This window comes from Bradyrhizobium sp. SZCCHNS3052 (assembly GCF_032484495.1).
Taxonomy (GTDB): Bacteria; Pseudomonadota; Alphaproteobacteria; order Rhizobiales; family Xanthobacteraceae; genus Bradyrhizobium.
In genome coordinates this window covers 61,785-83,908 of sequence record NZ_JAUETB010000006.1, presented here as the reverse complement: position 1 = coordinate 83,908, position 22,124 = coordinate 61,785, and the positions used below count along the sequence as shown (strand labels likewise).

The 22,124-nt window shown below is 64.3% G+C and carries 23 protein-coding genes; 22 read left to right on the top strand and 1 reads right to left on the bottom strand.

Annotated elements, in window-relative coordinates:
• The first annotated feature begins 109 nt into the window (after positions 1-109).
• The 22 genes from QX073_RS20060 (at position 110) to mtnK (ending at position 20,915) form a co-directional block, all read left to right on the top strand.
• Positions 110-475, top strand: a complete 366-nt coding sequence (locus tag QX073_RS20060) for an NADH-quinone oxidoreductase subunit A (protein WP_008964559.1) — start codon at positions 110-112, stop codon at positions 473-475.
• Positions 472-1,056 carry a NuoB/complex I 20 kDa subunit family protein gene (locus QX073_RS20055; RefSeq protein ID WP_173424458.1) on the top strand — a complete coding sequence of 195 codons (585 nt, stop codon included), beginning with the start codon at positions 472-474 and terminating at the stop codon, positions 1,054-1,056. The genes QX073_RS20060 and QX073_RS20055 overlap by 4 nt, the downstream gene beginning before the upstream one ends.
• 12 nt (positions 1,057-1,068) lie before the next feature.
• The gene (locus QX073_RS20050) at positions 1,069-1,674 is read left to right on the top strand and encodes an NADH-quinone oxidoreductase subunit C (protein WP_315750887.1); all 606 of its coding nucleotides are present in this window, start codon (positions 1,069-1,071) and stop codon (positions 1,672-1,674) included.
• Between the two features lie 43 nt (positions 1,675-1,717).
• Positions 1,718-2,098, top strand: a complete 381-nt coding sequence (locus QX073_RS20045) for a four helix bundle protein (RefSeq protein WP_316170112.1) — start codon at positions 1,718-1,720, stop codon at positions 2,096-2,098.
• A gap of 55 nt (positions 2,099-2,153) precedes the next feature.
• Complete coding sequence (locus QX073_RS20040) at positions 2,154-3,350, top strand: NADH-quinone oxidoreductase subunit D (protein WP_315711546.1); 1,197 nt, start codon at positions 2,154-2,156, stop codon at positions 3,348-3,350.
• Positions 3,350-4,309, top strand: coding sequence for an FkbM family methyltransferase (locus QX073_RS20035; RefSeq protein ID WP_315750889.1), 960 nt, complete (start codon positions 3,350-3,352; stop codon positions 4,307-4,309). Before QX073_RS20040 ends, QX073_RS20035 begins: the two co-directional genes overlap by 1 nt.
• Before the next feature lie 14 nt (positions 4,310-4,323).
• A complete protein-coding gene (gene nuoE, locus QX073_RS20030) occupies positions 4,324-4,935 on the top strand; it encodes an NADH-quinone oxidoreductase subunit NuoE (protein ID WP_172109602.1) in 612 nt (203 codons plus the stop codon).
• On the top strand, positions 4,932-5,147 hold the full coding sequence (locus tag QX073_RS20025) for a hypothetical protein (protein ID WP_315711550.1): 216 nt from the start codon (positions 4,932-4,934) through the stop codon (positions 5,145-5,147). Before nuoE ends, QX073_RS20025 begins: the two co-directional genes overlap by 4 nt.
• A 22-nt stretch (positions 5,148-5,169) precedes the next feature.
• Positions 5,170-6,495 carry an NADH-quinone oxidoreductase subunit NuoF gene (gene nuoF / locus QX073_RS20020; protein ID WP_316226251.1) on the top strand — a complete coding sequence of 442 codons (1,326 nt, stop codon included), beginning with the start codon at positions 5,170-5,172 and terminating at the stop codon, positions 6,493-6,495.
• A 99-nt stretch (positions 6,496-6,594) separates the two neighbouring features.
• A complete protein-coding gene (gene nuoG / locus QX073_RS20015) occupies positions 6,595-8,664 on the top strand; it encodes an NADH-quinone oxidoreductase subunit NuoG (protein ID WP_316226250.1) in 2,070 nt (689 codons plus the stop codon).
• 10 nt (positions 8,665-8,674) lie between these two features.
• A complete protein-coding gene (gene nuoH / locus QX073_RS20010; protein WP_315711556.1) occupies positions 8,675-9,745 on the top strand; it encodes an NADH-quinone oxidoreductase subunit NuoH in 1,071 nt (356 codons plus the stop codon).
• 7 nt (positions 9,746-9,752) lie between these two features.
• Positions 9,753-10,241, top strand: coding sequence for an NADH-quinone oxidoreductase subunit NuoI (gene nuoI / locus QX073_RS20005; protein ID WP_006611003.1), 489 nt, complete (start codon positions 9,753-9,755; stop codon positions 10,239-10,241).
• Between the two features lie 9 nt (positions 10,242-10,250).
• Positions 10,251-10,889, top strand: coding sequence for an NADH-quinone oxidoreductase subunit J (locus tag QX073_RS20000; RefSeq protein WP_015666525.1), 639 nt, complete (start codon positions 10,251-10,253; stop codon positions 10,887-10,889).
• Entirely contained in the window at positions 10,886-11,194 is a 309-nt protein-coding gene (gene nuoK / locus QX073_RS19995) for an NADH-quinone oxidoreductase subunit NuoK (RefSeq protein ID WP_315711558.1), read from the top strand. The genes QX073_RS20000 and nuoK overlap by 4 nt, the downstream gene beginning before the upstream one ends.
• A 65-nt stretch (positions 11,195-11,259) precedes the next feature.
• Entirely contained in the window at positions 11,260-13,332 is a 2,073-nt protein-coding gene (gene nuoL / locus QX073_RS19990) for an NADH-quinone oxidoreductase subunit L (RefSeq protein WP_315750892.1), read from the top strand.
• On the top strand, positions 13,329-14,837 hold the full coding sequence (locus QX073_RS19985) for an NADH-quinone oxidoreductase subunit M (RefSeq protein WP_316226249.1): 1,509 nt from the start codon (positions 13,329-13,331) through the stop codon (positions 14,835-14,837). Before nuoL ends, QX073_RS19985 begins: the two co-directional genes overlap by 4 nt.
• Before the next feature lie 29 nt (positions 14,838-14,866).
• The gene (gene nuoN, locus QX073_RS19980) at positions 14,867-16,294 is read left to right on the top strand and encodes an NADH-quinone oxidoreductase subunit NuoN (RefSeq protein WP_315750893.1); all 1,428 of its coding nucleotides are present in this window, start codon (positions 14,867-14,869) and stop codon (positions 16,292-16,294) included.
• Complete coding sequence (locus QX073_RS19975; RefSeq protein ID WP_315711562.1) at positions 16,295-17,098, top strand: biotin--[acetyl-CoA-carboxylase] ligase; 804 nt, start codon at positions 16,295-16,297, stop codon at positions 17,096-17,098.
• A complete protein-coding gene (locus QX073_RS19970; protein ID WP_316226248.1) occupies positions 17,099-18,769 on the top strand; it encodes a ribonuclease J in 1,671 nt (556 codons plus the stop codon).
• A gap of 47 nt (positions 18,770-18,816) precedes the next feature.
• Entirely contained in the window at positions 18,817-19,221 is a 405-nt protein-coding gene (gene mce / locus QX073_RS19965) for a methylmalonyl-CoA epimerase (RefSeq protein WP_316170116.1), read from the top strand.
• Positions 19,222-19,236: 15 nt separating this feature from the next.
• Positions 19,237-19,512: a DUF1467 family protein gene (locus tag QX073_RS19960; protein ID WP_315711565.1), complete on the top strand. Its 276-nt coding sequence runs from the start codon at positions 19,237-19,239 to the stop codon at positions 19,510-19,512.
• Between the two features lie 101 nt (positions 19,513-19,613).
• Positions 19,614-20,915 (top strand): S-methyl-5-thioribose kinase, encoded by a 1,302-nt coding sequence (gene mtnK / locus QX073_RS19955; protein ID WP_410052380.1) that lies wholly within the window; start codon positions 19,614-19,616, stop codon positions 20,913-20,915.
• A 166-nt stretch (positions 20,916-21,081) separates the two neighbouring features.
• Here mtnK and QX073_RS19950 read toward each other — a convergent pair whose 3' ends face one another.
• On the bottom strand, positions 21,082-22,119 hold the full coding sequence (locus tag QX073_RS19950) for an ABC transporter permease (RefSeq protein ID WP_315711566.1): 1,038 nt from the start codon (positions 22,117-22,119) through the stop codon (positions 21,082-21,084).
• Between the last annotated feature and the right edge of the window lie 5 nt (positions 22,120-22,124).

Below are 22,124 nucleotides of genomic sequence, written 5' to 3'. Positions count from 1 at the left end.
GGCGAGACGGCTTGTCTTGCGCGGCTTGGTGCGCTGCGCTAAGGCTTCGACCAATTCCAATGCAACGAGTCTGCGGTTTGCACCGAAACCGCAGAGGAAAGTGGCGCCGATGACCGGCATCCTTCAGAACTATCTCCCCCTCGTCGTTTTCATAGGTGTCGCAGCCATCATCGGGGTGGTGCTGCTGATCGCGCCGTTCCTGGTCGCCTACCAGCAGCCCGATCCCGAGAAGCTCTCCGCGTACGAGTGCGGCTTCAATGCGTTCGACGACGCCCGCATGAAGTTCGACGTCCGCTTCTATCTGGTTGCCATCCTTTTCATCATCTTCGACCTCGAAGTCGCCTTCCTGTTCCCCTGGGCAGTCGCATTCGGCAAGCTCGGCGCGGCCGGCTTCTGGTCGATGCTGGTGTTCCTGGCCGTGTTGACGGTCGGGTTTGCCTACGAATGGAAGAAAGGCGCGCTTGAATGGGATTGAGCCCGACCACGTCCTCGACCGGGCCGGCGATCGCTCCGGCCCCGAAGGGCATTCTCGATCCCGCGACCGGCAGGCCGATCGGTGCCAACGACCCGTATTTCCTCGAGGTCAGGCACGAGCTGTCGGACAAGGGATTCTTCGTCGCCACCGCTGACGATCTCATCACCTGGGCCCGCACCGGCTCGCTGATGTGGATGACGTTCGGCCTGGCCTGCTGCGCCGTCGAGATGATGCAGGTCTCGATGCCGCGCTACGACGTCGAGCGGTTCGGCTTCGCGCCGCGCGCCTCGCCGCGCCAGTCCGACGTGATGATCGTCGCGGGCACCTTGACCAACAAGATGGCGCCGGCGCTGCGCAAGGTCTACGACCAGATGCCGGAGCCGCGCTACGTCATCTCGATGGGGTCGTGCGCCAATGGCGGCGGCTACTATCACTATTCCTATTCGGTGGTCCGCGGCTGCGACCGCATCGTTCCCATTGACATCTACGTGCCCGGCTGTCCGCCGACCGCCGAAGCGCTGCTGTACGGTGTGCTGCTGCTGCAGAAGAAGATCCGGCGCACCGGCACCATCGAACGCTGAAGGTTTTTCGTTATGGACGACGGCAGGCTCGACGCCCTTGGGCAGACGATCGTAAGCGCGCTCCCGGGCGCCGCGATCGGCCATACGGTCGCTTTCAATCAGCTCACGGTGAACGTGGAGTCCGCCCGGATCGTCGAGGTCGTGACACATCTGCGCGACGATCCGGCTCTCCGCTTCGTCAACATCACCGACATCACGGCGGTCGACTATCCTGAGCGCGCCAAACGTTTCGATGTCGTCTATCACTTCCTGTCACCGACGCTGAACGCGCGCATCCGGCTGAAGGCCGAGGCCGACGAGACGACGCAGGTGCCGTCGCTGATCGATGTCTTTCCGGGCGCCGATTGGTTCGAGCGCGAGGCCTACGACCTCTACGGCGTGATCTTCGTCGGCCACCCGGACATGCGCCGCCTGCTGACGGATTACGGCTTCGACGGCCATCCGCTGCGCAAGGACTTCCCGACGACGGGGTTCGTCGAGGTGCGCTACGACGATCAGGAGAAGCGGGTCATCTACGAGCCGGTGCGGCTCAACCAGGAATTCCGCAAGTTCGATTTCCTGTCGCCCTGGGAAGGTGCGGACTATCCGCTGCCCGGCGACGAGAAGGCGACGAAGTGAATTGGGCGAATAGGGAATAGCGAGTAGCGAATAGGGATGATGGTTGACCTCGCAGCCGATAAATTCATATCGCGACCTCCGGGTTTGGCAGGATGCCATGTCCCTTGCGGAGGCGTGTTATCGGCTGACGCGCCAATTTCCTCGCGAGGAGCAGTTCGGACTGACGTCACAGATCAGGCGGTCATCAGGTTCGATTGCCGCCAACATCGCCGAGGGGCACGGGCGAGAGAACACCGGCAGCTTCGTCCAGTCTTTGCGAATCGCGCAAGGCTCACTGAAAGAACTCGAAACACATCTGATCTTGGCGGAGCGTGTTGGCCTTTTGCCGTCGTCGGACCTGAAAGCCTCGCTCACGCAATGCGAGAACTTGGGCAAGATGGTTCGCGCGCTCATCCGGTCGTTACAGGACAAGTCGCCGAAATGACGTTCGCTATTCGCTATTCGCCATTCGCTACTCGCCAGGAAGCGGGAGCTTCAGCATGAACGAGCAGAGCCCGGCCCTCCGCAACTTCACGATCAATTTCGGCCCGCAGCATCCGGCGGCCCATGGCGTTCTGCGTCTGGTGCTGGAGCTGGACGGCGAGGTGGTCGAGCGCGTCGATCCGCATATCGGCCTGCTGCATCGCGGCACCGAGAAGCTGATCGAGACCAAGACCTACATGCAGGCGATGCCCTATTTCGATCGGCTCGACTACGTCGCGCCGATGAATCAGGAGCATGCCTTCTGCCTCGCCGCCGAACGCCTGCTCGGCATCGAGGTTCCGCGCCGCGGCCAGCTGATCCGCGTGCTCTACTCCGAGATCGGACGGCTGCTGTCGCATCTGCTCAACGTCACCACCCAGGCGATGGACGTCGGCGCGCTGACCCCGCCGCTGTGGGGCTTCGAGGAGCGCGAGAAGCTGATGGTGTTCTATGAGCGCGCCTCCGGCTCGCGCATGCACGCCAACTACTTCCGCATCGGCGGCGTCCACCAGGACCTGCCGCCGAAGCTGATCGACGACATCGACGCATTCTGCGATCCGTTCCTGAAGGTGGTCGACGATCTCGACCGGCTTCTCACCGGCAACCGCATCTTCAAGCAGCGTAACGTCGACATCGGCGTCGTGACCCTGAAGCAGGCCTGGGAGTGGGGCTTCTCCGGCGTGATGGTGCGCGGCTCGGGCGCGGCCTGGGACCTGCGCAAGTCGCAGCCCTACGACGTCTATGCCGAGATGGAGTTCGACGTTCCGATCGGCAAGAACGGCGACTGCTACGACCGCTATCTGATCCGCATGGAAGAGATGCGCCAGTCGGTGCGTATCATGAAGCAGTGCATCCAGAAGCTGCGAGCACCGGACGGGCAGGGCCCGGTGATGATCACCGACAACAAGATCGCTCCGCCGCGCCGTGGCGAGATGAAGCGCTCGATGGAAGCGCTGATCCACCACTTCAAACTCTACACCGAAGGCGTGCACGTGCCGGCAGGCGAGATCTATGCGGCCGTCGAGGCGCCGAAGGGCGAGTTCGGCGTCTATCTCGTCGCCGACGGCACCAACAAGCCGTACAAGTGCAAGATCCGCGCTCCGGGCTTCGCGCATCTACAGGCGATGGATTTCATCTGCCGCGGCCATCTGCTCGCCGACGTCTCGGCCATTCTCGGCTCGCTCGACATCGTGTTCGGAGAGGTGGACCGCTGATGGGCCATGCGCCGATCCAGTTCGATCGTGCTTCTGGAGCGCTCGAAGGAGCGAACCTCTGGGAGCGCACGGCTGCATTGGCGCTGTCGACCGGCTCGAAGATTTCCTCGCATTTCTCGCATCGCGGCTACAACCGCTGTGCCAATCTGCTGCGGCTGGCGCTGCCCGAACGCGACATCGCGGTGAAGCTCAACCCGGACGCCGTGTTCGAGTTTCCCTATGGCGACGGCTATTGGAGCAAGCTGCTCAACCGCGACTATCACTATGAGGACGAACTCGAGTTCCTGTTTCTCGGCACTGTCGATGTCGACTACACCTTCATCGACGGCGGGGCCAATTACGGCTACTGGTCGGTGCTGGTGTCGAGCACGCCCTACGGCGCGCACAAGGCGATCGCGATCGAGCCGTCCTCGGCGAACTTCGCCAAGCTCGCGAACAATGCGCAGATCAACGGCGGCCGCTTCGAAGTGATGAAGTGCGCCATCGGCGAACGCCGCGGCGTCGCGCATCTCACCGGTACCAAGCACGAGGCCTTCAGTATCGCCGGCGACAGCGCCGGCGGCGAGCAGGTGCCGGTGATGGCGCTCGACGATCTGATCGACGACGGCAAGGTCGCCGCTTCCGGCAAGTACCTGATCAAGCTCGACGTCGAGGGCGTCGAGATCGAGGCGATCAAGGGCGGGGCGCGGCTGCTCGCGACCGACAGCATGATCCTGTGCGAGGAGCACGGCCAGGATCGCAACCATACGGTCTCGCGCTACATCCTCGATCAGACGCCGATGCAACTGATGGTCTACGACCCCGCAAGCGGCCGCCTCGAGACCGTGACAGAGCTGTCGATCCTCGACCGGATCAAGGCGTCCGCCCACGTCGGCTATAACGTGTTCGGAACTGCAAGTGCCTTCTGGCAGAATCGCGTCGCAGCGCTCAATGCAAGTGCCGCGCGCCGCATGCAATGAAAGATTGAAGAGCCATGTCCGTCCGCCGTCTTGCCCCGAAGGAAGTCCAGCCCGCGAGCTTTGCGTTCACGGACGAGAACCTTGCCTTCGCCAAAGCGCAGATCGCGAAATATCCGGAAGGCCGCCAGGCCTCGGCCGTGATCGCGATCCTGTGGCGCGCGCAGGAGCAGAACGAGGGCTGGGTGTCGGAGGCGGCCATCCGCGTCGTCGCCGACATGCTCGGCATGCCCTACATCCGCGTGCTCGAGGTGGCGACCTTCTACACGATGTTCCAGCTGCAGCCGGTCGGCAAGAAGGCGCATGTGCAGGTGTGCGGCACCACGCCGTGCCGTCTGCGCGGCGCCGAAGAACTGATCGAGGTCTGCAAGCATCGCATCCATCACGATCCCTTCCACCTGTCGAAGGACGGCGACTTCAGCTGGGAAGAGGTCGAGTGCCTGGGCGCCTGCGTGAACGCGCCGATGGTGCAGGTCTGGAAGGACACCTATGAGGACCTGACGCCGGAGAGCTTCGGCAAGGTGCTCGACGGCTTCGCGACCGGCAACCTGCCGACGCCGGGTCCGCAGAATGGCCGCCAGTTCTCGGCGCCGGCGGGCGGGCCGACCACGCTGAAGGAGAAGACATGAGCCGCAATCGCACCCGCGTTGCGGCCCTGACCGAAGAGGGCGCCGCGATGAAGAACTGGCGCTACGTGGCGCTGCATACGCTCGCAGCCGCCGCTTTCATTTTCGTGCTGCAGCGGTTCGCGCTCAATGCGACGCTGGAGTCCAGTCTGCTGTGGGCCTTGGTGTTCGGCGGCTGCGCCGCCTTCATCGCCACCATGCAGTCGAACCGCTGACATCCGAGGAAGCCGTCTGATCATGCTCGACGACAAGGACCGCATCTTCACCAACCTCTATGGCCTGCATGATTGGGGCCTCGAAGGCGCACGCCGGCGCGGCAGCTGGGATGGCACCAAGGCGCTGATCGAAAAAGGTCGCGACTGGATCATCAACGAGATGAAGGCTTCAGGCCTGCGCGGCCGCGGCGGCGCCGGCTTCCCGACCGGCCTGAAATGGTCGTTCATGCCGAAGGAATCGACCGACGGTCGGCCGAGCTACCTCGTGGTCAACGCCGACGAGTCCGAGCCCGGCACCTGCAAGGACCGCGAGATCATGCGGCACGATCCGCATCATCTCGTCGAGGGCTGCCTGCTGGCCAGCTTCGCGATGAACGCGCATGCCTGCTACATCTATGTGCGCGGCGAGTTCATCCGCGAGCGCGAGCGGCTGCAGGCGGCGATCGATCAGGCCTATGAGGCCAACCTGATCGGCAAGAACAACATCCATGGCTGGCCGTTCGATCTCTATGTCGCGCATGGCGCCGGCGCCTATATCTGCGGCGAGGAGACCGCGCTGCTGGAGAGCCTCGAAGGCAAAAAGGGCCAGCCGCGGCTGAAGCCGCCTTTCCCGGCGAACGTCGGCCTCTATGGCTGCCCGACCACCGTCAACAACGTCGAGTCGATCGCGGTGGCGCCGACCATCCTGCGCCGGGGCGCCGCGTGGTTTGCCGGCATCGGCCGTCCGAACAATGTCGGCACAAAACTGTTCTGCATCTCCGGTCACGTCGAGCGGCCCTGCAACGTCGAAGAGGCGATGGGCATCCCGTTCCGCGAGCTGATCGAGAAGCATTGCTGCGGCATCCGTGGCGGCTGGGACAATCTGAAGGCGGTCATCCCCGGCGGCTCGTCCGTGCGCATGGTGCCGGCCGAGCAGATCATCGATACGCCGATGGATTTCGACAGCCTGTCGAAGCTGCGCTCCGGCCTCGGCACCGCGGCCGTGATCGTGATGGACAAGTCGACCGACCTGATCCGGGCGATCGCGCGCATCTCCTACTTCTACAAGCACGAGAGCTGCGGCCAGTGTACGCCGTGCCGCGAGGGCACCGGATGGATGTGGCGCGTGCTGACGCGCATGGCCGAAGGCCGGGCGCACAAGCGCGAGATCGACATGCTGCTCGAAGTCACCAAGCAGATCGAGGGACACACGATCTGCGCGCTGGGCGACGCGGCAGCTTGGCCGATCCAGGGGCTGATCACGCATTTCCGTCACGAGATCGAGGCGCGCATTGACCAGTATTCGCACAAGGCCGATGTCGACGACGTCGGCGTGCGCGATCCCGCGCACATGGTGGCGGCGGAGTAGGTGATGGCGGTCCGGTTCGCCAGCAACGTTTTCCCCGCGCTCGCGCCCTCACGGTGCGCAGCGGCGCGGCGGTCCGTGGTTTGAGAGAGATGTGAGGCAATGACCAAGATCATCATCGATGGCAAAGAGATCGATGTGCCGCCGGAGTACACGCTGTTGCAGGCGTGCGAGGCGGCGGGCGCCGAGATCCCGCGCTTCTGCTATCATGAGCGGCTGTCGATCGCCGGCAACTGCCGGATGTGCCTCGTCGAGGTGAAGGGCGGACCGAAACCGGTCGCGAGCTGCGCCTGGGGCGTGCGCGACTGCCGGCCGGGCCCGAAGGGCGAGCCGCCGGAGATCTCGACGCGGTCGCCGATGGTCAAGAAGGCGCGCGAAGGCGTGATGGAATTCCTTCTGATCAACCATCCGCTGGACTGCCCGATCTGCGACCAGGGCGGCGAGTGTGACCTGCAGGACCAGGCGATGGGCTATGGTGTGGACACCAGCCGCTTCGCCGAGAACAAGCGCGCCGTCGAGGACAAGTATCTCGGCGCATTGGTCAAGACGTCGATGAACCGCTGCATCCAGTGCACGCGTTGCGTCCGCTTCTCGGCGGAAGTCTGCGGCGTGCCGGAAATGGGCGCGATCGGCCGTGGCGAGGACATGGAGATCACGACGTATCTCGAGCAGGCGCTGAGTTCGGAGCTGCAGGGCAATCTGGTCGACATCTGCCCGGTCGGTGCGCTGACCTCGAAGCCCTACGCTTTCGCCGCACGCCCCTGGGAGCTCGGCAAGACGCAGTCGATCGACGTCATGGACGGCGTGGGCTCGGCGATCCGTGTCGACACCCGCGGCCGCGAGGTGATGCGCATCCTGCCGCGCATCAACGATGCCGTGAACGAGGAGTGGATCTCCGACAAGACCCGCCATGTCGTCGACGGCCTGCGCACGCAGCGGCTCGATCGTCCCTACGTTCGCGAGGATGGCAAGCTGCGCGCCGCCTCCTGGCCGGAGGCGTTCAAGGCGATTGCCACCAAGCTGTCGCGCATCGACGGCAAGCGCATCGGCGCGATCGCCGGCGATCTCGCCGCGGTCGAAGAGATGTTCGCCCTCAAGGATCTGCTCGCCAAGCTCGGCTCGACCAACGTCGCGGTGCAAGGCGGTGACAGCTTCGATGCCAAGCTCGGCCGTGCGTCCTATCTGTTCAATCCGACCATCGCGGGTATCGAGCAGGCCGATGCGATCCTGATCATTGGCGCCAATCCGCGCAAGGAAGCGGCCGTCCTCAACGCCCGCATCCGCAAGCGCTGGCGCTCGGGCCAGCTCAAGGTCGGCGTGGTCGGTCCCAAGGCCGACCTGACCTATGCCTATGAGCACATCGGCGCGGGCACGGACTCGCTGAGCGACGTCGCCGCCGGCAAACACTCGTTTGCAACCACCTTCCGCAACGCCAAGAACCCGATCGTGCTGGTCGGCGCCGGCGCCGCCGCGCGCCACGATGGCGGCGCGATCCTGTCGCTGGCCGCCAAGATCGCAATGGACGTCAACGCCGTGCGCGACGACTGGAACGGCTTTGCCGTGCTGCACGACACCGCCTCGCGGGTCGGCGCCCTCGACATCGGCTTCAACGGCACCGGCCTCACGGCCGCGCAGATGACGACGTTCGGCACCATGGACGTGATGTTCCTGCTCGGCGCTGACGAGGTCGAGGTGCCCGAGGGCGTTTTCGTCGTCTACATCGGTACCCATGGCGACCGCGGTGCCCATCGTGCCGATGTCATCCTGCCGGGGGCTGCCTACACCGAGAAGTCCGGGCTCTACGTCAACACCGAGGGCCGGGTGCAGATGACGGGCCGGGCGTCATTCCCGCCGGGCGAGGCACGCGAGGACTGGGCAATCATCCGGGCGCTGTCCGACGTGCTCGGCAGGAAGCTCGGCTACGACTCGCTGGCCGCGCTGCGCGTTGCGATCATCAAGGCCGTGCCGCATCTTGGCCGCGTCGACCAGATCGAGGCGGGCAAGATCGCCGACATCAAGACCCTGGCTGGCAAGGGCGGCAACCTCGAGAAGGCACCGTTCAAGCCGCTGATCGACGACTTCTATCTCACCAATCCGATCGCGCGCGCATCGGCGGTCATGGCGGAATGTTCCCGCCTGGCTTCCGGGCAGATGCTGACGGCAGCGGAGTGAGCGTGACCTGATGGCTGATTTCTTCGCAAGCTCGTTCTGGACCGGCTTCCTCTGGCCGCTGATCATCATGGTCGCGCAGAGCGTCCTGCTGCTCGTCGTCCTGCTGGTCGCGATCGCCTACATCCTGCTGGCCGACCGGAAGATCTGGGCGGCGGTGCAGATCCGCCGGGGTCCCAACGTGGTCGGGCCCTGGGGCCTGTTCCAGTCGTTCGCAGACCTGCTGAAGTTCGTGCTCAAGGAGCCGATCATTCCGGCCGGCGCCAACAAGGGCGTGTTCCTGCTGGCACCGCTGGTCTCCTGCGTGCTGGCGCTGGCGGCCTGGGCGGTGATCCCGACCAATCTCGGCTGGGCGATCGCCGACATCAATGTCGGCATTCTCTTCATCTTCGCGATCTCGTCACTGTCGATCTACGGCATCATCATGGCCGGCTGGTCGTCGAACTCGAAGTATCCGTTCCTGGCGGCGCTGCGCTCGGCGGCGCAGATGGTGTCCTACGAGGTCTCGATCGGCTTCGTCATCATCACCGTGCTGCTCTGCGCCGGCACCTTGAACCTCTCGGCGGTGGTCGAGGCGCAGCATGCCCGCGGGCTTGCGAGCCTGATCGGCCTGCCGCAGTTGACGATCCTGAACTGGTACGTCTGGCCGCTGTTCCCGATGTTCGTGGTGTTCTACGTCTCGGCGCTGGCCGAGACCAACCGTCCGCCCTTCGATCTCGTTGAGGCGGAATCGGAGCTCGTTGCCGGCTTCATGGTGGAATACGGCTCGACGCCGTATCTGCTGTTCATGCTCGGCGAGTATGTCGCGATCACCACGATGTGCGCGCTGGCGACGATCCTGTTTCTGGGCGGCTGGCTGCCGCCGATCGATCTGCCGCCGTTCAACTGGGTGCCGGGCGTCATCTGGTTCTCGCTCAAGCTGTTCTTCATGTTCTTCCTGATCGCGATGGCGAAAGCGATCGTGCCGCGCTACCGCTACGACCAGTTGATGCGACTGGGCTGGAAAGTGTTCCTGCCGCTGTCGCTGGCCATGGTGGTCATCGTCGCAGGCGTGCTGCACTTCGCCGGCATCGCGCCGAAATGAGGCTGTCATGAACATTTCCGCCACCGCACGGTCGCTGCTGCTGCAGGAGTTCGTCTCCGCGTTCTTCCTCGCGATGCGCTACTTCTTCCAGCCGAAGCCGACCCTGAACTATCCGTTCGAGAAGGGCCCGATCTCGCCGCGCTTCCGCGGCGAGCACGCGTTGCGGCGCTATCCAAACGGCGAAGAGCGCTGCATCGCCTGCAAGCTGTGCGAGGCGGTCTGTCCCGCGCAGGCGATCACGATCGAGGCCGGTCCGCGCCGCAACGACGGCACCCGCCGCACGGTGCGCTACGACATCGACATGGTGAAGTGCATCTATTGCGGCCTGTGCCAGGAAGCTTGTCCGGTCGACGCCATCGTCGAAGGACCGAACTTCGAGTTCGCGACCGAGACCCGCGAGGAGCTGTATTATGACAAGGCCAAGCTGCTCGCGAATGGCGACCGCTGGGAGCGCGAGATCTCCAAAGCCATCGCGCTCGACGCGCCGTACCGCTGAGGCCGTCCGATGATCCTTCCTGCGCTCTTCTTCTATCTCTTCGCGGCGGTCTGCGTGGCCTCGGCCGTGATGGTGATCGTCTCGAAGAACCCCGTTCACTCGGTGCTCTATCTGATCCTCGCCTTCGTCAACGCCTCCGGCCTGTTCGTGCTGATGGGCGCCGAATTCCTGGCGATGATCCTCGTGGTCGTCTACGTCGGCGCGGTCGCGGTGCTGTTCCTGTTCGTGATCATGATGCTCGATGTCGACTTCACGGAGCTGCGCGAGGGCTTCCTGCAGTACATGCCGATCGGCCTGGTCATCGGCGGCATCTTCCTGTTCGAGCTGCTGCTGACGGTGTCCTACTGGGTCATCAACCCGACGACGCCGAAGGCGATCACCGCGGCGATCCCGACCAACGTCACCAACACCGAGGCGCTCGGCCTCGTGCTCTATACGAAGTACATCCATTACTTCCAGCTCTCCGGCATGATCCTGCTGGTGGCGATGATCGGCGCGATCGTGCTGACGCTGCGCCACAAGGCGAGCGTCAAGCGCCAGGACATCAACGTCCAGAACGCGCGCACGCCGGAGATGGCGATGGCGGTCCGCAAGGTCGCGGTCGGGCAGGGGCTGCAGGATACGGACGCGGCGGAGTGGGTGAAATGACCATCGGATTGGGACACTATCTCGCCGTCGCCGCCATGCTGTTCACGCTCGGCATCCTCGGCATCTTCCTGAACCGCAAGAACATCATCGTCATCCTGATGTCGGTCGAGCTGATCCTGCTCGCGGTGAACATCAATCTGGTGGCGTTCTCGACATTCCTGGGCGACATCGTCGGGCAGGTGTTCGCGCTGCTGGTTCTGACAGTTGCGGCGGCGGAAGCCGCGATCGGCCTTGCCGTGCTGGTGGTCTACTTCCGCAACCGCGGCTCGATTGCGGTCGAAGACGTCAATATGATGAAGGGCTAAGGGCGCATGATCCGCACAGATGGGGGCCGGCTCGCCGGCAAGGTCATGCGTAAGGGAACGGGCGAATGATCCAGGCCATTGTCTTTCTGCCGCTGCTGGGCGCGATCCTGGCCGGCCTGATCGCGCTGCTCGGCGCGCATGCGCGCCATCCGAGCGGTGATACGGTCGAGCATCATCACGACGACGGTCATCACCACGGCGCCGCCGACGCGCACGCGCATGACGATCACGGCCACGGACACGACGACCATCATGTCGCCGAGCCGCCGGCCTCCGGCACCTGGGCGGCGCAGGTGATCACGACGGCGCTGCTGTTCGTGTCGGCCGGCCTGTCCTGGGCGATGCTGATCAGCGTCGGCTTCATGCACCACGAGGCGGGTGTGAAAGAGCTGTTGCCCTGGATCAATTCCGGCGAGCTGCAGGTGTCCTGGGCGCTGCGTGTCGACACGCTCACGGCGGTGATGCTGGTCGTTGTGACCAGCGTGTCCTCGCTCGTCCACCTCTATTCGATCGGCTATATGGACGAGGATCCGAACCGTCCGCGCTTCTTCGCTTATCTGTCGCTGTTCACCTTCGCGATGCTGATGCTGGTGACCGCGAACAACCTCGTGCAACTGTTCTTCGGCTGGGAGGGCGTCGGTCTGGCGAGCTACCTGCTGATCGGCTTCTGGTTCCAGAAGCCGTCGGCCAACGCTGCCGCCATCAAGGCCTTCGTCGTCAACCGCGTCGGCGATTTCGGCTTCGCGCTCGGCATCTTCGCCGTGTTCCTGCTGGCGAAGTCGACCGACTTCGAGACCATCTTCGCCGCCGCGCCGAGCTTTGCCGGCAAGACGATCAACTTCCTCGGCTGGCATGCCGACGCGCTGACCCTGACCTGCCTGCTGCTGTTCATGGGCGCCATGGGCAAGTCGGCACAGTTCCTGCTGCATACCTGGCTGCCGGACGCGATGGAAGGTCCGACCCCGGTCTCGGCGCTGATCCATGCCGCGACCATGGTCACCGCCGGCGTCTTCATGGTCGCGCGCCTGTCGCCGCTGTTCGAGCTCGCCCCGAACGCCCAGGCCGTCGTGATGTTCTTCGGCGCGACCACGGCGTTCTTCGCTGCGACCGTCGGCCTCGTGCAGAACGACATCAAGCGCATCGTCGCCTACTCGACCTGCTCGCAGCTCGGCTACATGTTCGTGGCGATGGGAGCAGGGGCCTATTCGGTCGGCATGTTCCATCTGTTCACGCATGCCTTCTTCAAGGCGCTGCTGTTCTTGGGCTCTGGCTCGGTGATCTACGCGATGCATCACGAGCAGGACATCCGCAACATGGGCGGCCTGTGGCGCAAGATCCCATACACCTTCGCGGTGATGACGGTCGGCACCCTGGCGCTCACCGGCTTCCCCGGCTTCGCAGGCTTCTTCTCCAAGGATGCGATCATCGAGGCCGCGTACGCCGCGCACAATCCGTTCGCGACCTACGCGTATTTCCTCACCATTGTCGCCGCCGGCCTGACCTCGTTCTATTCCTGGCGCCTGGTGTTCAAGACCTTCTTCGGCACGCCGCACGATCAGCATCATTATGATGCCGCACACGAGAGCCCGATCTGGATGCTCATCCCGATCGGCGTGCTCGCGGCAGGCTCGATCCTGGCCGGCCTCCCGTTCAAGGGCGTGTTCACCGATCCCCATGGCGTCGAGCACTTCTTCGGCGAGTCGCTGAAGATGAACCCGCACATTCTCGAAGACATGGAGCACATGCCGGCCTGGCTCGCTCAGCTTCCCTTCGTCATGATGGTGCTGGGATTTGTGGTCTCCTACATCTTCTACGTCAGACGTCCGGACATCCCGGAGGAGCTCGCCGCGCAGCAGCCGCTGCTCTACAAGTTCCTGCTCAACAAGTGGTACTTCGACGAGCTGTATGACGTGATCTTCGTCCGTCCGGCGAAGTGGCTCGGCCGCTTCCTCTGGAAGAAAGGCGACGGCTTCGTCATCGACGGCTTCGGTCCGGACGGTGTCTCGGCGCGGGTGCTCGACATCACGCGCAACGTCGTCAAGATCCAGACCGGGTACCTCTATCATTACGCCTTTGCCATGCTGATCGGCGTCGCCGGCCTGATCACCTGGTTCATGTTCATGGGGGGCCAGCAATGACCACCTGGCCAATTCTCTCCGTCGTCACCTTCCTGCCGATCGTCGGTGCGCTGCTGATCTATCTGGTCCGCGGCGACGACGAGGCGGCTAGGCGCAATGCGCGCTGGATCGCGCTGTGGACCACGCTGATCACGTTCGGGGTGTCGGTGATCCTGGTGCTGCGCTTCGATCCCGCCCAGACCGACTTCCAATTCGTCGAGAAGTCGAACTGGCTGGCAGCCGGCATCAGCTACCACATGGGCGTCGACGGCATCTCGCTGCCGTTCGTGATCCTGACCACCGCCCTGATGCCGTTCTGCATCATCGCGAGCTGGAAGTCGGTGACCAACCGGCTGCGCGAATACATGATGGCGTTCCTGATCCTGGAAACGCTGATGGTCGGTACGTTCTCGGCGCTCGACCTCGTGCTGTTCTATCTGTTCTTCGAGGGCGGCTTGATCCCGATGTTCCTGATCATCGGCGTCTGGGGCGGTCCGCGCCGGGTCTACGCCTCGTTCAAGTTCTTCCTCTACACGCTGCTCGGCTCGGTGCTGATGCTGCTCGCCATCATGGCGCTGTACTGGAACGCCGGCACGACCGACATTCCGACCTTGATGCATACGGCGGTGCCGCGGTCCTTGCAGACCTGGGCGTGGCTGGCGTTCTTCGCCTCCTTTGCGGTGAAGATGCCGATGTGGCCGGTGCACACCTGGCTGCCGGACGCGCACGTCGAGGCGCCGACCGCGGGCTCGGTGATCCTGGCCGCGATCCTCTTGAAGATGGGTGGCTACGGCTTCCTGCGCTTCTCGCTGCCGATGTTCCCGCTGGCCTCGCACGACTTCGCGCCGCTGGTGTTCACGCTCTCGGCGATCGCGATCATCTACACCTCGCTGGTCGCGCTGATGCAGGAGGACATCAAGAAGCTGATCGCCTACTCATCGGTGGCGCATATGGGCTTCGTCACCATGGGCATCTTCGCGGGCACCATGCAGGGTGTCGCCGGAGGCGTGTTCCAGATGATTTCGCACGGTATCGTCTCGGGCGCGCTGTTCCTTTGCGTCGGCGTGGTCTATGACCGCATGCATACCCGCGAGATCGCGGCCTACGGCGGCCTCGTGAACCGGATGCCGGTCTATGCTCTGGTGTTCATGGTGTTCACGATGGCCAATGTCGGCCTGCCCGGCACGTCCGGCTTCGTCGGCGAGTTCATGACTCTGCTCGGCACTTTCAAGGTGTCGATCCCGACCGCGTTCTTCGCGACATCAGGCGTCATCCTCTCGGCGGCCTACGCGTTGTGGCTTTACCGCAAGGTGGTGTTCGGTGCGCTGACCAAGCCGTCGCTCGCCAGCATCAAAGATCTCACCCTGCGTGAGGGCGTGATCCTGTTTCCGCTGGTGGCGCTGACCATCCTGTTCGGCGTTTATCCGAAGCCGATCCTCGACATGTCGGCGGCGTCGGTGCAGCAGCTCGTCAACCACTACAATACCGCCGTGACGGCCGTGAAGGCCGCCGCGCTGCTCCAATGATGAGACCTTGAGGGGTCGGGACACAGACGATGATCGAGAATCTTGGGCCTCAGCTTTGGGTGGTGCTGCCGGAGCTGTTGTTGGCCGTGGGGGCCATGGCGCTGTTGATGCTGGGCGCGTTTCGCGGGCAGGAGACGACGGGGCTCGTCACGTGGTTGGCGGTCGCTCTGCTGATCGTGGTCGGCATCCTCGTGCTCAGGCAGCCGGGCGGCCAGGCCTTCGGCGGCAGCTTCATCGCTGACAGCTATGCGCGCTTCCTGAAGATCCTGGCGCTGATCGGTTCGATCGCGACCCTGATCATGTCGGCGGAGTTCCTGTCGAAGCCCGATCGTCGCATCTTCGAATATGCGATCCTCGTGCTGCTCTCGACCTTGGGCATGCTGGTGCTGATCTCGGCCGGCGACCTGATCACGCTCTACCTCGGTCTCGAGCTGATGTCGCTCGCGCTCTACGTCGTCGCGGCCAGCCATCGTGACAACGTCAAGTCGACCGAAGCCGGCCTGAAGTATTTCGTGCTCGGCGCGCTGTCCTCCGGCATGCTGCTCTACGGCGCCTCGCTGATCTACGGCTTCACCGGCACGGTGAGTTTTGCCGGAATCGCGGCGGTGACCAAGACCGGCAGCGTCGGCATCATCTTCGGCCTCGTCTTCCTGTTCGCCGGCATGTGCTTCAAGGTCTCGGCGGTGCCGTTCCACATGTGGACGCCGGACGTCTATGAAGGCGCGCCGACGCCGGTGACGGCGTTCTTCGCCTCCGCGCCCAAGGTCGCGGCGATGGCCGTGTTCGCGCGCGTCGCGCTGACGGCGTTTCCCGGCATCACCTTCCAGTGGCAGCAGATCATCGTGTTCGTCTCGATCGCCTCGATGGCGCTCGGCTCGTTCGCCGCGATCGGCCAGACCAACATCAAGCGCCTGATGGCCTATTCGTCGATCGGCCACATGGGCTTTGCGCTGGTCGGTCTCGCCGCCGGTACGGTCGAGGGCGCGCAGGGCGTGCTGACCTACATCGCGATCTATGTCGCGATGACGCTCGGCTCGTTCGCCGTGATCATGGCGATCAAGCGCAACGGCCAGTCGTTCGAGAAGATCAGCGACTTCTCGGGGCTGTCGCGCACCAATCCGCTGCTTGCCTTCTTCTTCGCGATGCTGCTGTTCTCGCTGGCCGGCGTGCCGCCGCTCGCGGGCTTCTTCGCCAAATGGTACGTCTTCGTCGCTGCCATCAAGGCCGGGCTGTTCACGCTGTCGGTGATCGGCGTGCTCACCAGCGTGGTCGGCGCCTACTATTATCTCCTGATCGTCAAGACGATGTATTTCGACGAGCCGCTGCCGACGCTCGATCCGGTCCGTATCGAGCTGCGCACGGTGCTCGCGATCTCCGGCGTCTTCAACATCCTGTTCTTCGCCTATCCCGGCCCGCTGGTCAGCGCGGCCGCGGCCGCGGCGAAGTCGCTGTTCTAGATGACGTTTGCGCTAGGGTCCCAGGCTGACAAGGCTGGCTACCGACTCGTCACGTTCGACCAGACCGGCTCAACCAATGTCGAGGCGCTGAAGTCGGCCCGAGAGGGCGGCAAGGCGCCGTGCTGGTTTGTCACATCTGAGCAGACGGCCGGGCGCGGCCGGCGCCAGCGCCCGTGGATCGCCCCGCGCGGCAATCTGGCCTCGAGCGTGCTGGAAGTGCTGAACGTGGCTCCTGCGATCGCAGCCACACTCGGCTTCGCCGCCGGCCTCTCCATCGAGAGCGCGTTGCGCCAGGTGAGCATCGAGGCCGCGCTGCGGTCCGGAGCACGCGCGTCATTCGCGCTGAAATGGCCCAACGACGTGCTGGCTGACGGCCGCAAGATCGTCGGCATGCTGCTCGAGGCGGAGCAGGTGGCTCAAGGGCTTGCGGTGGTTGCCGGTATTGGAACCAACGTGGTCGCGGCGCCGCTGGATACCCCGACACCGGCGGTGTCGTTGGCGGACCTCGGCATCCAGGTGACCGCCGAGGACCTGTTCTCGGCGCTGTCGGATGCCTGGGTCGAGTATTTCGGCATCTGGAACGAGGGACGGGGCTTCGGTGACATCCGGAAACTCTGGCTCGAGCGCGCCGCAGGCCTCGGCCAGCCGGTCGCCATCAGGTCCGGACATGCTATCATCGAGGGGATTTTCGACACGATCGACGAACAGGGTTGTATGCTGGTGCGGACCGCGGAGGGACGATTGGAGCCGATCACGGCCGGTGATGTTCATTTCGGCTCGGTCGCATCCAAAGGAGCGGTCTAGATGGCACGTCCCGACGAACTGACATTTGCGCCGCTCGGAGGTGTCGGCGAGATCGGCATGAACCTGTCGATCTACGGGCTCGGCAATCGCCACCAGCGCTCATGGCTCGCGATCGATCTTGGCGTCTCCTTCGGCGACGAGGAGCATCTGCCGGGCATCGACCTGATCATGCCCGACGTTGCTTTCCTGGAGAAGGAGCGCGACAATCTCGTCGGCCTCGTGCTGACCCACGCGCATGAGGATCATTTCGGCGCGATCATAGACCTGTGGCCGCGGCTGAAGTGCCCGATCTACGCGACCAAGTTCAGCGCCGCACTGTTCGAGGCCAAGTGCGAGGCCGAGCGCCTCCCAGCCAAGATCCCGGTCAAGGTGATCCCCTCCGGCGGCCGCGTCGATATCGGTCCGTTCAACGTCGAGTTCATTCCGGTCGCGCATTCGATCCCTGAATCGCACGCGCTGGCGATCCACACCGAGGTCGGCACTGTCCTGCATACCGGCGACTGGAAGATCGATCCGACGCCGGTGCTGGGCGCGCCGACCGACGAGAAGCGGCTGCGCGAACTCGGTGATGCCGGATTGCTCGCACTGATCGGCGACTCCACCAATGCCGTGCGCGAGGGACGCTCGCCGTCCGAGGCCGAGGTTGCCAAGACGATCGCGGCTTTGGTGAAGGAAGCAAAGGGCCGCGTGGCCGTGACCACCTTCGCCTCCAACGTCGCGCGTATCCGCGCCGTTGCCGAAGCGGCGCGCGAGGCCGAGCGCGAGGTCGTCATCGTCGGCCGTGCCATGGAACGCGTGGTCCAGGTCGCGCGTGAGACCGGTTATCTCGACGGCGTGCAGAACTTCCGCGGCATGGATCTCTACGGCCATTTCCCGGCCGACAAGGTGCTCGCGCTCTGCACCGGCAGCCAGGGCGAGCCGCGCGCGGCGCTCTCGCGCATCGCCAATGACGATCATCCGCTGGTCACCTTGAACAAGGGCGACACCGTCATCTTCTCGTCGCGCACCATCCCCGGCAACGAGAAGGCGGTCGGCGCCGTCATCAACGGGCTGGTGCAGCAGGGCATCGAGATCATCACCGACCGCAACCATCTCGTCCATGTCTCCGGCCACCCGCGCCGCGACGAGCTGCGCGACATGATCGCGTGGACGCGGCCGCAGCTCCTGATCCCCGTGCATGGCGAGGCGCTGCATCTGCACGAGCACGCGAGGCTGGCGCGCGCCTGCGGCGTGCCCAAGGTCATCACCTGCCGCAATGGCGACCTCGTCAAGCTCGGCCCCGGTGATCCCGGAATCATCGACCAACTGCCGGCGGGGCGGCTCTACAAGGACGGCAGCATCGTCGAGGATTCGAAGTCGCGCGCTGTGGTCGAGCGTCGCAAGATGGCCTTTGCCGGCTGCATCTTCGTGGCGCTTGCCATCACCGAGAAGGGCGAGCTGGCCGACGATCCCGAGGTCGACATGGTCGGCATCCCCGAGAAGAATGCGGCGGGCGAGGAGATGGACGACATCGTCTTCGATGCTGTCGTTTCCACCTTCGAAGGTCTTCCGCGGGCGCGTCGGCGCGATTCTGACGCAGCGGCAGAATCCGTCCGGCGGGCCGTGCGTTCGGCGGTCAATGAGCAGTGGGGCAAGAAGCCGATCTGTCTCGTCCATGTGTTGGAAGTCTGACGCGGGCCTGCTGAACGGCCGTTCAAAAAGAAGAAGTGGAGGATGTCATGCTGGGCCGGCTCAACCACGTCGCCATCGCGGTCAAGGACGCCGAAAAGGCCGCCAGGATTTATGGCGCGGCATTCGGTGCTGAGATTTCGGCGGCGGTACCGCTGCCGGAGCATGGCGTGATCACGGTGTTCGTCACTCTGCCCAACACCAAGATCGAGTTCATCCAGCCGCTGGGCGAGGCGTCACCGATCGCCAAATTCCTCGAGCGCAACGCGGACGGCGGCATCCATCACGTCTGCTACGAGGTGGCCGACATCATCGCCTCGCGCGACACCCTGATCAAGGAGGGTGCCCGCGTGCTCGGCGACGGCCAGCCGAAGGTCGGCGCGCATGGCAAGCCGGTTCTGTTCCTGCATCCGAAGGATTTTTCCGGCGCGCTCGTCGAGATCGAGCAGGCCTGAGGCAGCGGGGCGACCATGGCCTATACGATCTCCACCTGGCTCGCGATCTACTTCGTGATGTGGTGGGTCACGCTGTTCGTGACCCTGCCGTTCGGCATCCGCAGCCAGCACGAGTCCGGCGGAGGCCCGCTAGGCACCGACCCCGGTGCGCCGACGATCAGCCGAATGGGGCGGCGCCTGATCTGGACGACGCTGCTGTCGGCCGCGATCTTCGCCCTGTCACTCGTGGCCTATCAGGCCGGCTATCTCAGCGTTGAGCGGCTGTCGCGGCTGATGGGGATTCCGTTCTAGCCCCGCTCGCATCGCACAACGTTCTCTCGAAGCCGATGCGCGGACGTGCGTCGGCTTTTTTGCTATAGGAGGTCAAAACAAGACCGACAGGGAGGTTGCGCGTGATGACATCGGCCGAGGCCCGGAACGGGACGCAATCGGGCTATCGCATTCTGAACGAGGTTGATCTTCGAAACTATCTCGCGGGGATCCCTTCAGTTGCAGGGCAACTCGGCGGACCGGCCGAGCGCTGGTCAATCACCGAGGTCGGCGATGGCAACCTCAATCTGGTCTTCATCGTCAAGGGATCGTCCGGCGGTCTCGCGGTGAAGCAGGCGCTGCCTTACGTGCGGCTGGTCGGCGAGAGCTGGCCGCTGCCGCTGTCACGCGCCCACTATGAGCATCTGGCGCTGACGCATCAGAACCGCCTTGCCCCCGGCCTCGTGCCGGCCATCGTTCATCATGATCCGGCGCTGGCGCTGACGGCGATGGAGTTGCTGGAGCCGCACATCATCATGCGCAAGGGGCTGGTCGCGGGCACAACCTATCCGGCCTTCGTCGATCACATCACGACCTTCATGGCGCGGACGCTGTTCTTCTCGTCCGACCTCGCACTGTCTGCCGCCGAGAAGAAGGAGGCGATCGCAAGCTTTGCCGGCAATCATGCGCTGTGCAAGATCACCGAGGATTTGATCTTCACCGATCCCTATCGCATCGCCGAACAGAATCGCTGGACGTCACCGTGGCTCGACGCGACCGCGGCCGACATTCGCGGCGATCTCGATCTGCACGTCGCGATCTCCAGGCTCAAGCTGAAATTCCTGTCGTGTGCCGAGGCGCTGATCCATGGCGACCTGCACACCGGGTCGATCATGGTGACGGACACCGAGACCAAGGTGATCGACCCCGAATTCGCCTTCTACGGTCCGATGGGATTCGACGTCGGTGCGGTCCTCGCCAATCTGCTGATGGCCTATTTTGCGTCCGAAGGACACGAGCAGCGGGCGGGCGAGCGGGAGCACTTCGAGGGATGGGTGCTGGCGGCAGTCGATGAGGTCTGGAACGGTTTCGCGGACAAGTTCCTGGCGCTGTGGCGCAGCGAGGCGACCGGCGATGCGTATCCGCGGTCACTGTTTCCGGGTGAAGCGGGCGCCGCACGCCTGGAGACCGAGCGTCGGGCCTACGTGGCGAGATTGTTCCAGGACGCCATCGGTTTCACCGCAGCCAAGATCATTCGTCGCATCCTCGGCCTCGCTCACAACATCGATTTCGAACTGATCGAGGACGCCAAGCGGCGCGCGACCTGCGAGGTGCGGGCACTGCGGTTGGCACGGTCGCTGATGGTGGAGACGACGACGTTCACGACGATCGGGGCGGTGACGCGGGCTGCCCGCGAGTTGCGCCACTGGCAGCCGGGGCTTTAATTTCGTCGCCTCGTTTTTTTGCGTCGTTATGAGGAGCGAGTTGCGCTCGCAACGTCGCGGAAGAGCTCGTAGCCCGGATGAGCGAAGCGACATCCGGGTTTTCCGATACGGCTCGTGTGATCGCGGATGTCGCTTCCGGGCTACGGCAGCGCGTGTCGCAGCCCGCTCAATCCGCCGCCTTCGCCCGCAGCCGTTGGGCATAGACGTTGATCACCAGGGCGGCGAGCAGGATCAGGCCGCGGATCAGGATCTTCAGGAAACTGTCGATGTTGACGTGGTCGAGGCCGTTGTTGAGCACGCCGAGCACGAACAGGCCGACGATGGTGTTGCCGATGCCCCCGCGGCCGCCGAACAGGCTGGTGCCGCCGACCACGACGGCGGCGATCGAATCCAGCAGGTAGGTGTCGAACTCGTTCTGCTGCGCGCTGCCGAAATGCGCTACGCCGAGCATGCCGCCGATCCCCGAGCAGACGGCTGAGATCACCATCACGCTGCCGAGGATCAGCTTGACGTTCAGCCCCGAATACTCCGCCGCCTCGCGGTTGCCGCCGACCATGTAGACGTAGCGGCCGAACCGCGTGTAGGTCAGCACGAGGTGACCGAGCAACAGCATCAGGGCGGCCACGATCACGATCCAGGGCACCCCCGCCACGGAACTGGAGCCGAGCGTCGTGATGATGGGGGGAACCTTGTAGGCGATCTGGCCGCGCACCAGCATCGCCGAGATGCCGGCGGCGATCTGCATCATCGCGAGCGTCATGATGAAGGAGGGAATCCCGATCACGGTCAGGCCGAAGGCGTTGACCAGGCCGAGCAATGCGCACAGCGCCAGCGCGAGCAGGATGGCGACAAAACCGGGCATCGGCACGTTGGCGATGTTGACGTAGGACTCCTGCATCGTGAAGTAGGCAACAGCGATGCCGGTCACGTTGGCGATGGCGGCGATCGACAGGTCGATCTCGGCGCACAGGATCACGAAGGTGAGGCCGACCGCGATGATGCCGGTGACCGACACCTGGGTCAGGATGTTGCCGACGTTGTCGAGCGTGGCGAAGGACGGACTCGCGATCGCGAAGAACGCCGTGAGGAAGATCAAGGTCAGGAACGGCGCGATGTTGCGCATCTGCGAGCGCAGCAGCGATGCGACCCCGCCTGCGCGCCGCGACGGCGCCTCCGGCATCGGAACGGTCTCGCCATGCGCCATGACAA

Excerpts from the sequence above, each read along its gene's own strand:
- QX073_RS20060 (WP_008964559.1), top strand. The coding sequence starts at position 110 with ATGACCGGCATCCTTCAGAACTATCTCCCCCTCGTCGTTTTCATAGGT.
- QX073_RS20050 (WP_315750887.1), top strand. The coding sequence starts at position 1,069 with ATGGACGACGGCAGGCTCGACGCCCTTGGGCAGACGATCGTAAGCGCG.
- QX073_RS20040 (WP_315711546.1), top strand. The coding sequence starts at position 2,154 with ATGAACGAGCAGAGCCCGGCCCTCCGCAACTTCACGATCAATTTCGGC.
- QX073_RS20035 (WP_315750889.1), top strand. The coding sequence starts at position 3,350 with ATGGGCCATGCGCCGATCCAGTTCGATCGTGCTTCTGGAGCGCTCGAA.
- nuoE (WP_172109602.1), top strand. The coding sequence starts at position 4,324 with ATGTCCGTCCGCCGTCTTGCCCCGAAGGAAGTCCAGCCCGCGAGCTTT.
- QX073_RS20025 (WP_315711550.1), top strand. The coding sequence starts at position 4,932 with ATGAGCCGCAATCGCACCCGCGTTGCGGCCCTGACCGAAGAGGGCGCC.
- nuoF (WP_316226251.1), top strand. The coding sequence starts at position 5,170 with ATGCTCGACGACAAGGACCGCATCTTCACCAACCTCTATGGCCTGCAT.
- nuoG (WP_316226250.1), top strand. The coding sequence starts at position 6,595 with ATGACCAAGATCATCATCGATGGCAAAGAGATCGATGTGCCGCCGGAG.
- nuoH (WP_315711556.1), top strand. The coding sequence starts at position 8,675 with ATGGCTGATTTCTTCGCAAGCTCGTTCTGGACCGGCTTCCTCTGGCCG.
- nuoI (WP_006611003.1), top strand. The coding sequence starts at position 9,753 with ATGAACATTTCCGCCACCGCACGGTCGCTGCTGCTGCAGGAGTTCGTC.
- QX073_RS20000 (WP_015666525.1), top strand. The coding sequence starts at position 10,251 with ATGATCCTTCCTGCGCTCTTCTTCTATCTCTTCGCGGCGGTCTGCGTG.
- nuoK (WP_315711558.1), top strand. The coding sequence starts at position 10,886 with ATGACCATCGGATTGGGACACTATCTCGCCGTCGCCGCCATGCTGTTC.
- nuoL (WP_315750892.1), top strand. The coding sequence starts at position 11,260 with ATGATCCAGGCCATTGTCTTTCTGCCGCTGCTGGGCGCGATCCTGGCC.
- QX073_RS19985 (WP_316226249.1), top strand. The coding sequence starts at position 13,329 with ATGACCACCTGGCCAATTCTCTCCGTCGTCACCTTCCTGCCGATCGTC.
- nuoN (WP_315750893.1), top strand. The coding sequence starts at position 14,867 with ATGATCGAGAATCTTGGGCCTCAGCTTTGGGTGGTGCTGCCGGAGCTG.
- QX073_RS19975 (WP_315711562.1), top strand. The coding sequence starts at position 16,295 with ATGACGTTTGCGCTAGGGTCCCAGGCTGACAAGGCTGGCTACCGACTC.
- QX073_RS19970 (WP_316226248.1), top strand. The coding sequence starts at position 17,099 with ATGGCACGTCCCGACGAACTGACATTTGCGCCGCTCGGAGGTGTCGGC.
- mce (WP_316170116.1), top strand. The coding sequence starts at position 18,817 with ATGCTGGGCCGGCTCAACCACGTCGCCATCGCGGTCAAGGACGCCGAA.
- QX073_RS19960 (WP_315711565.1), top strand. The coding sequence starts at position 19,237 with ATGGCCTATACGATCTCCACCTGGCTCGCGATCTACTTCGTGATGTGG.
- QX073_RS19950 (WP_315711566.1), bottom strand. The coding sequence starts at position 22,119 with ATGGCGCATGGCGAGACCGTTCCGATGCCGGAGGCGCCGTCGCGGCGC.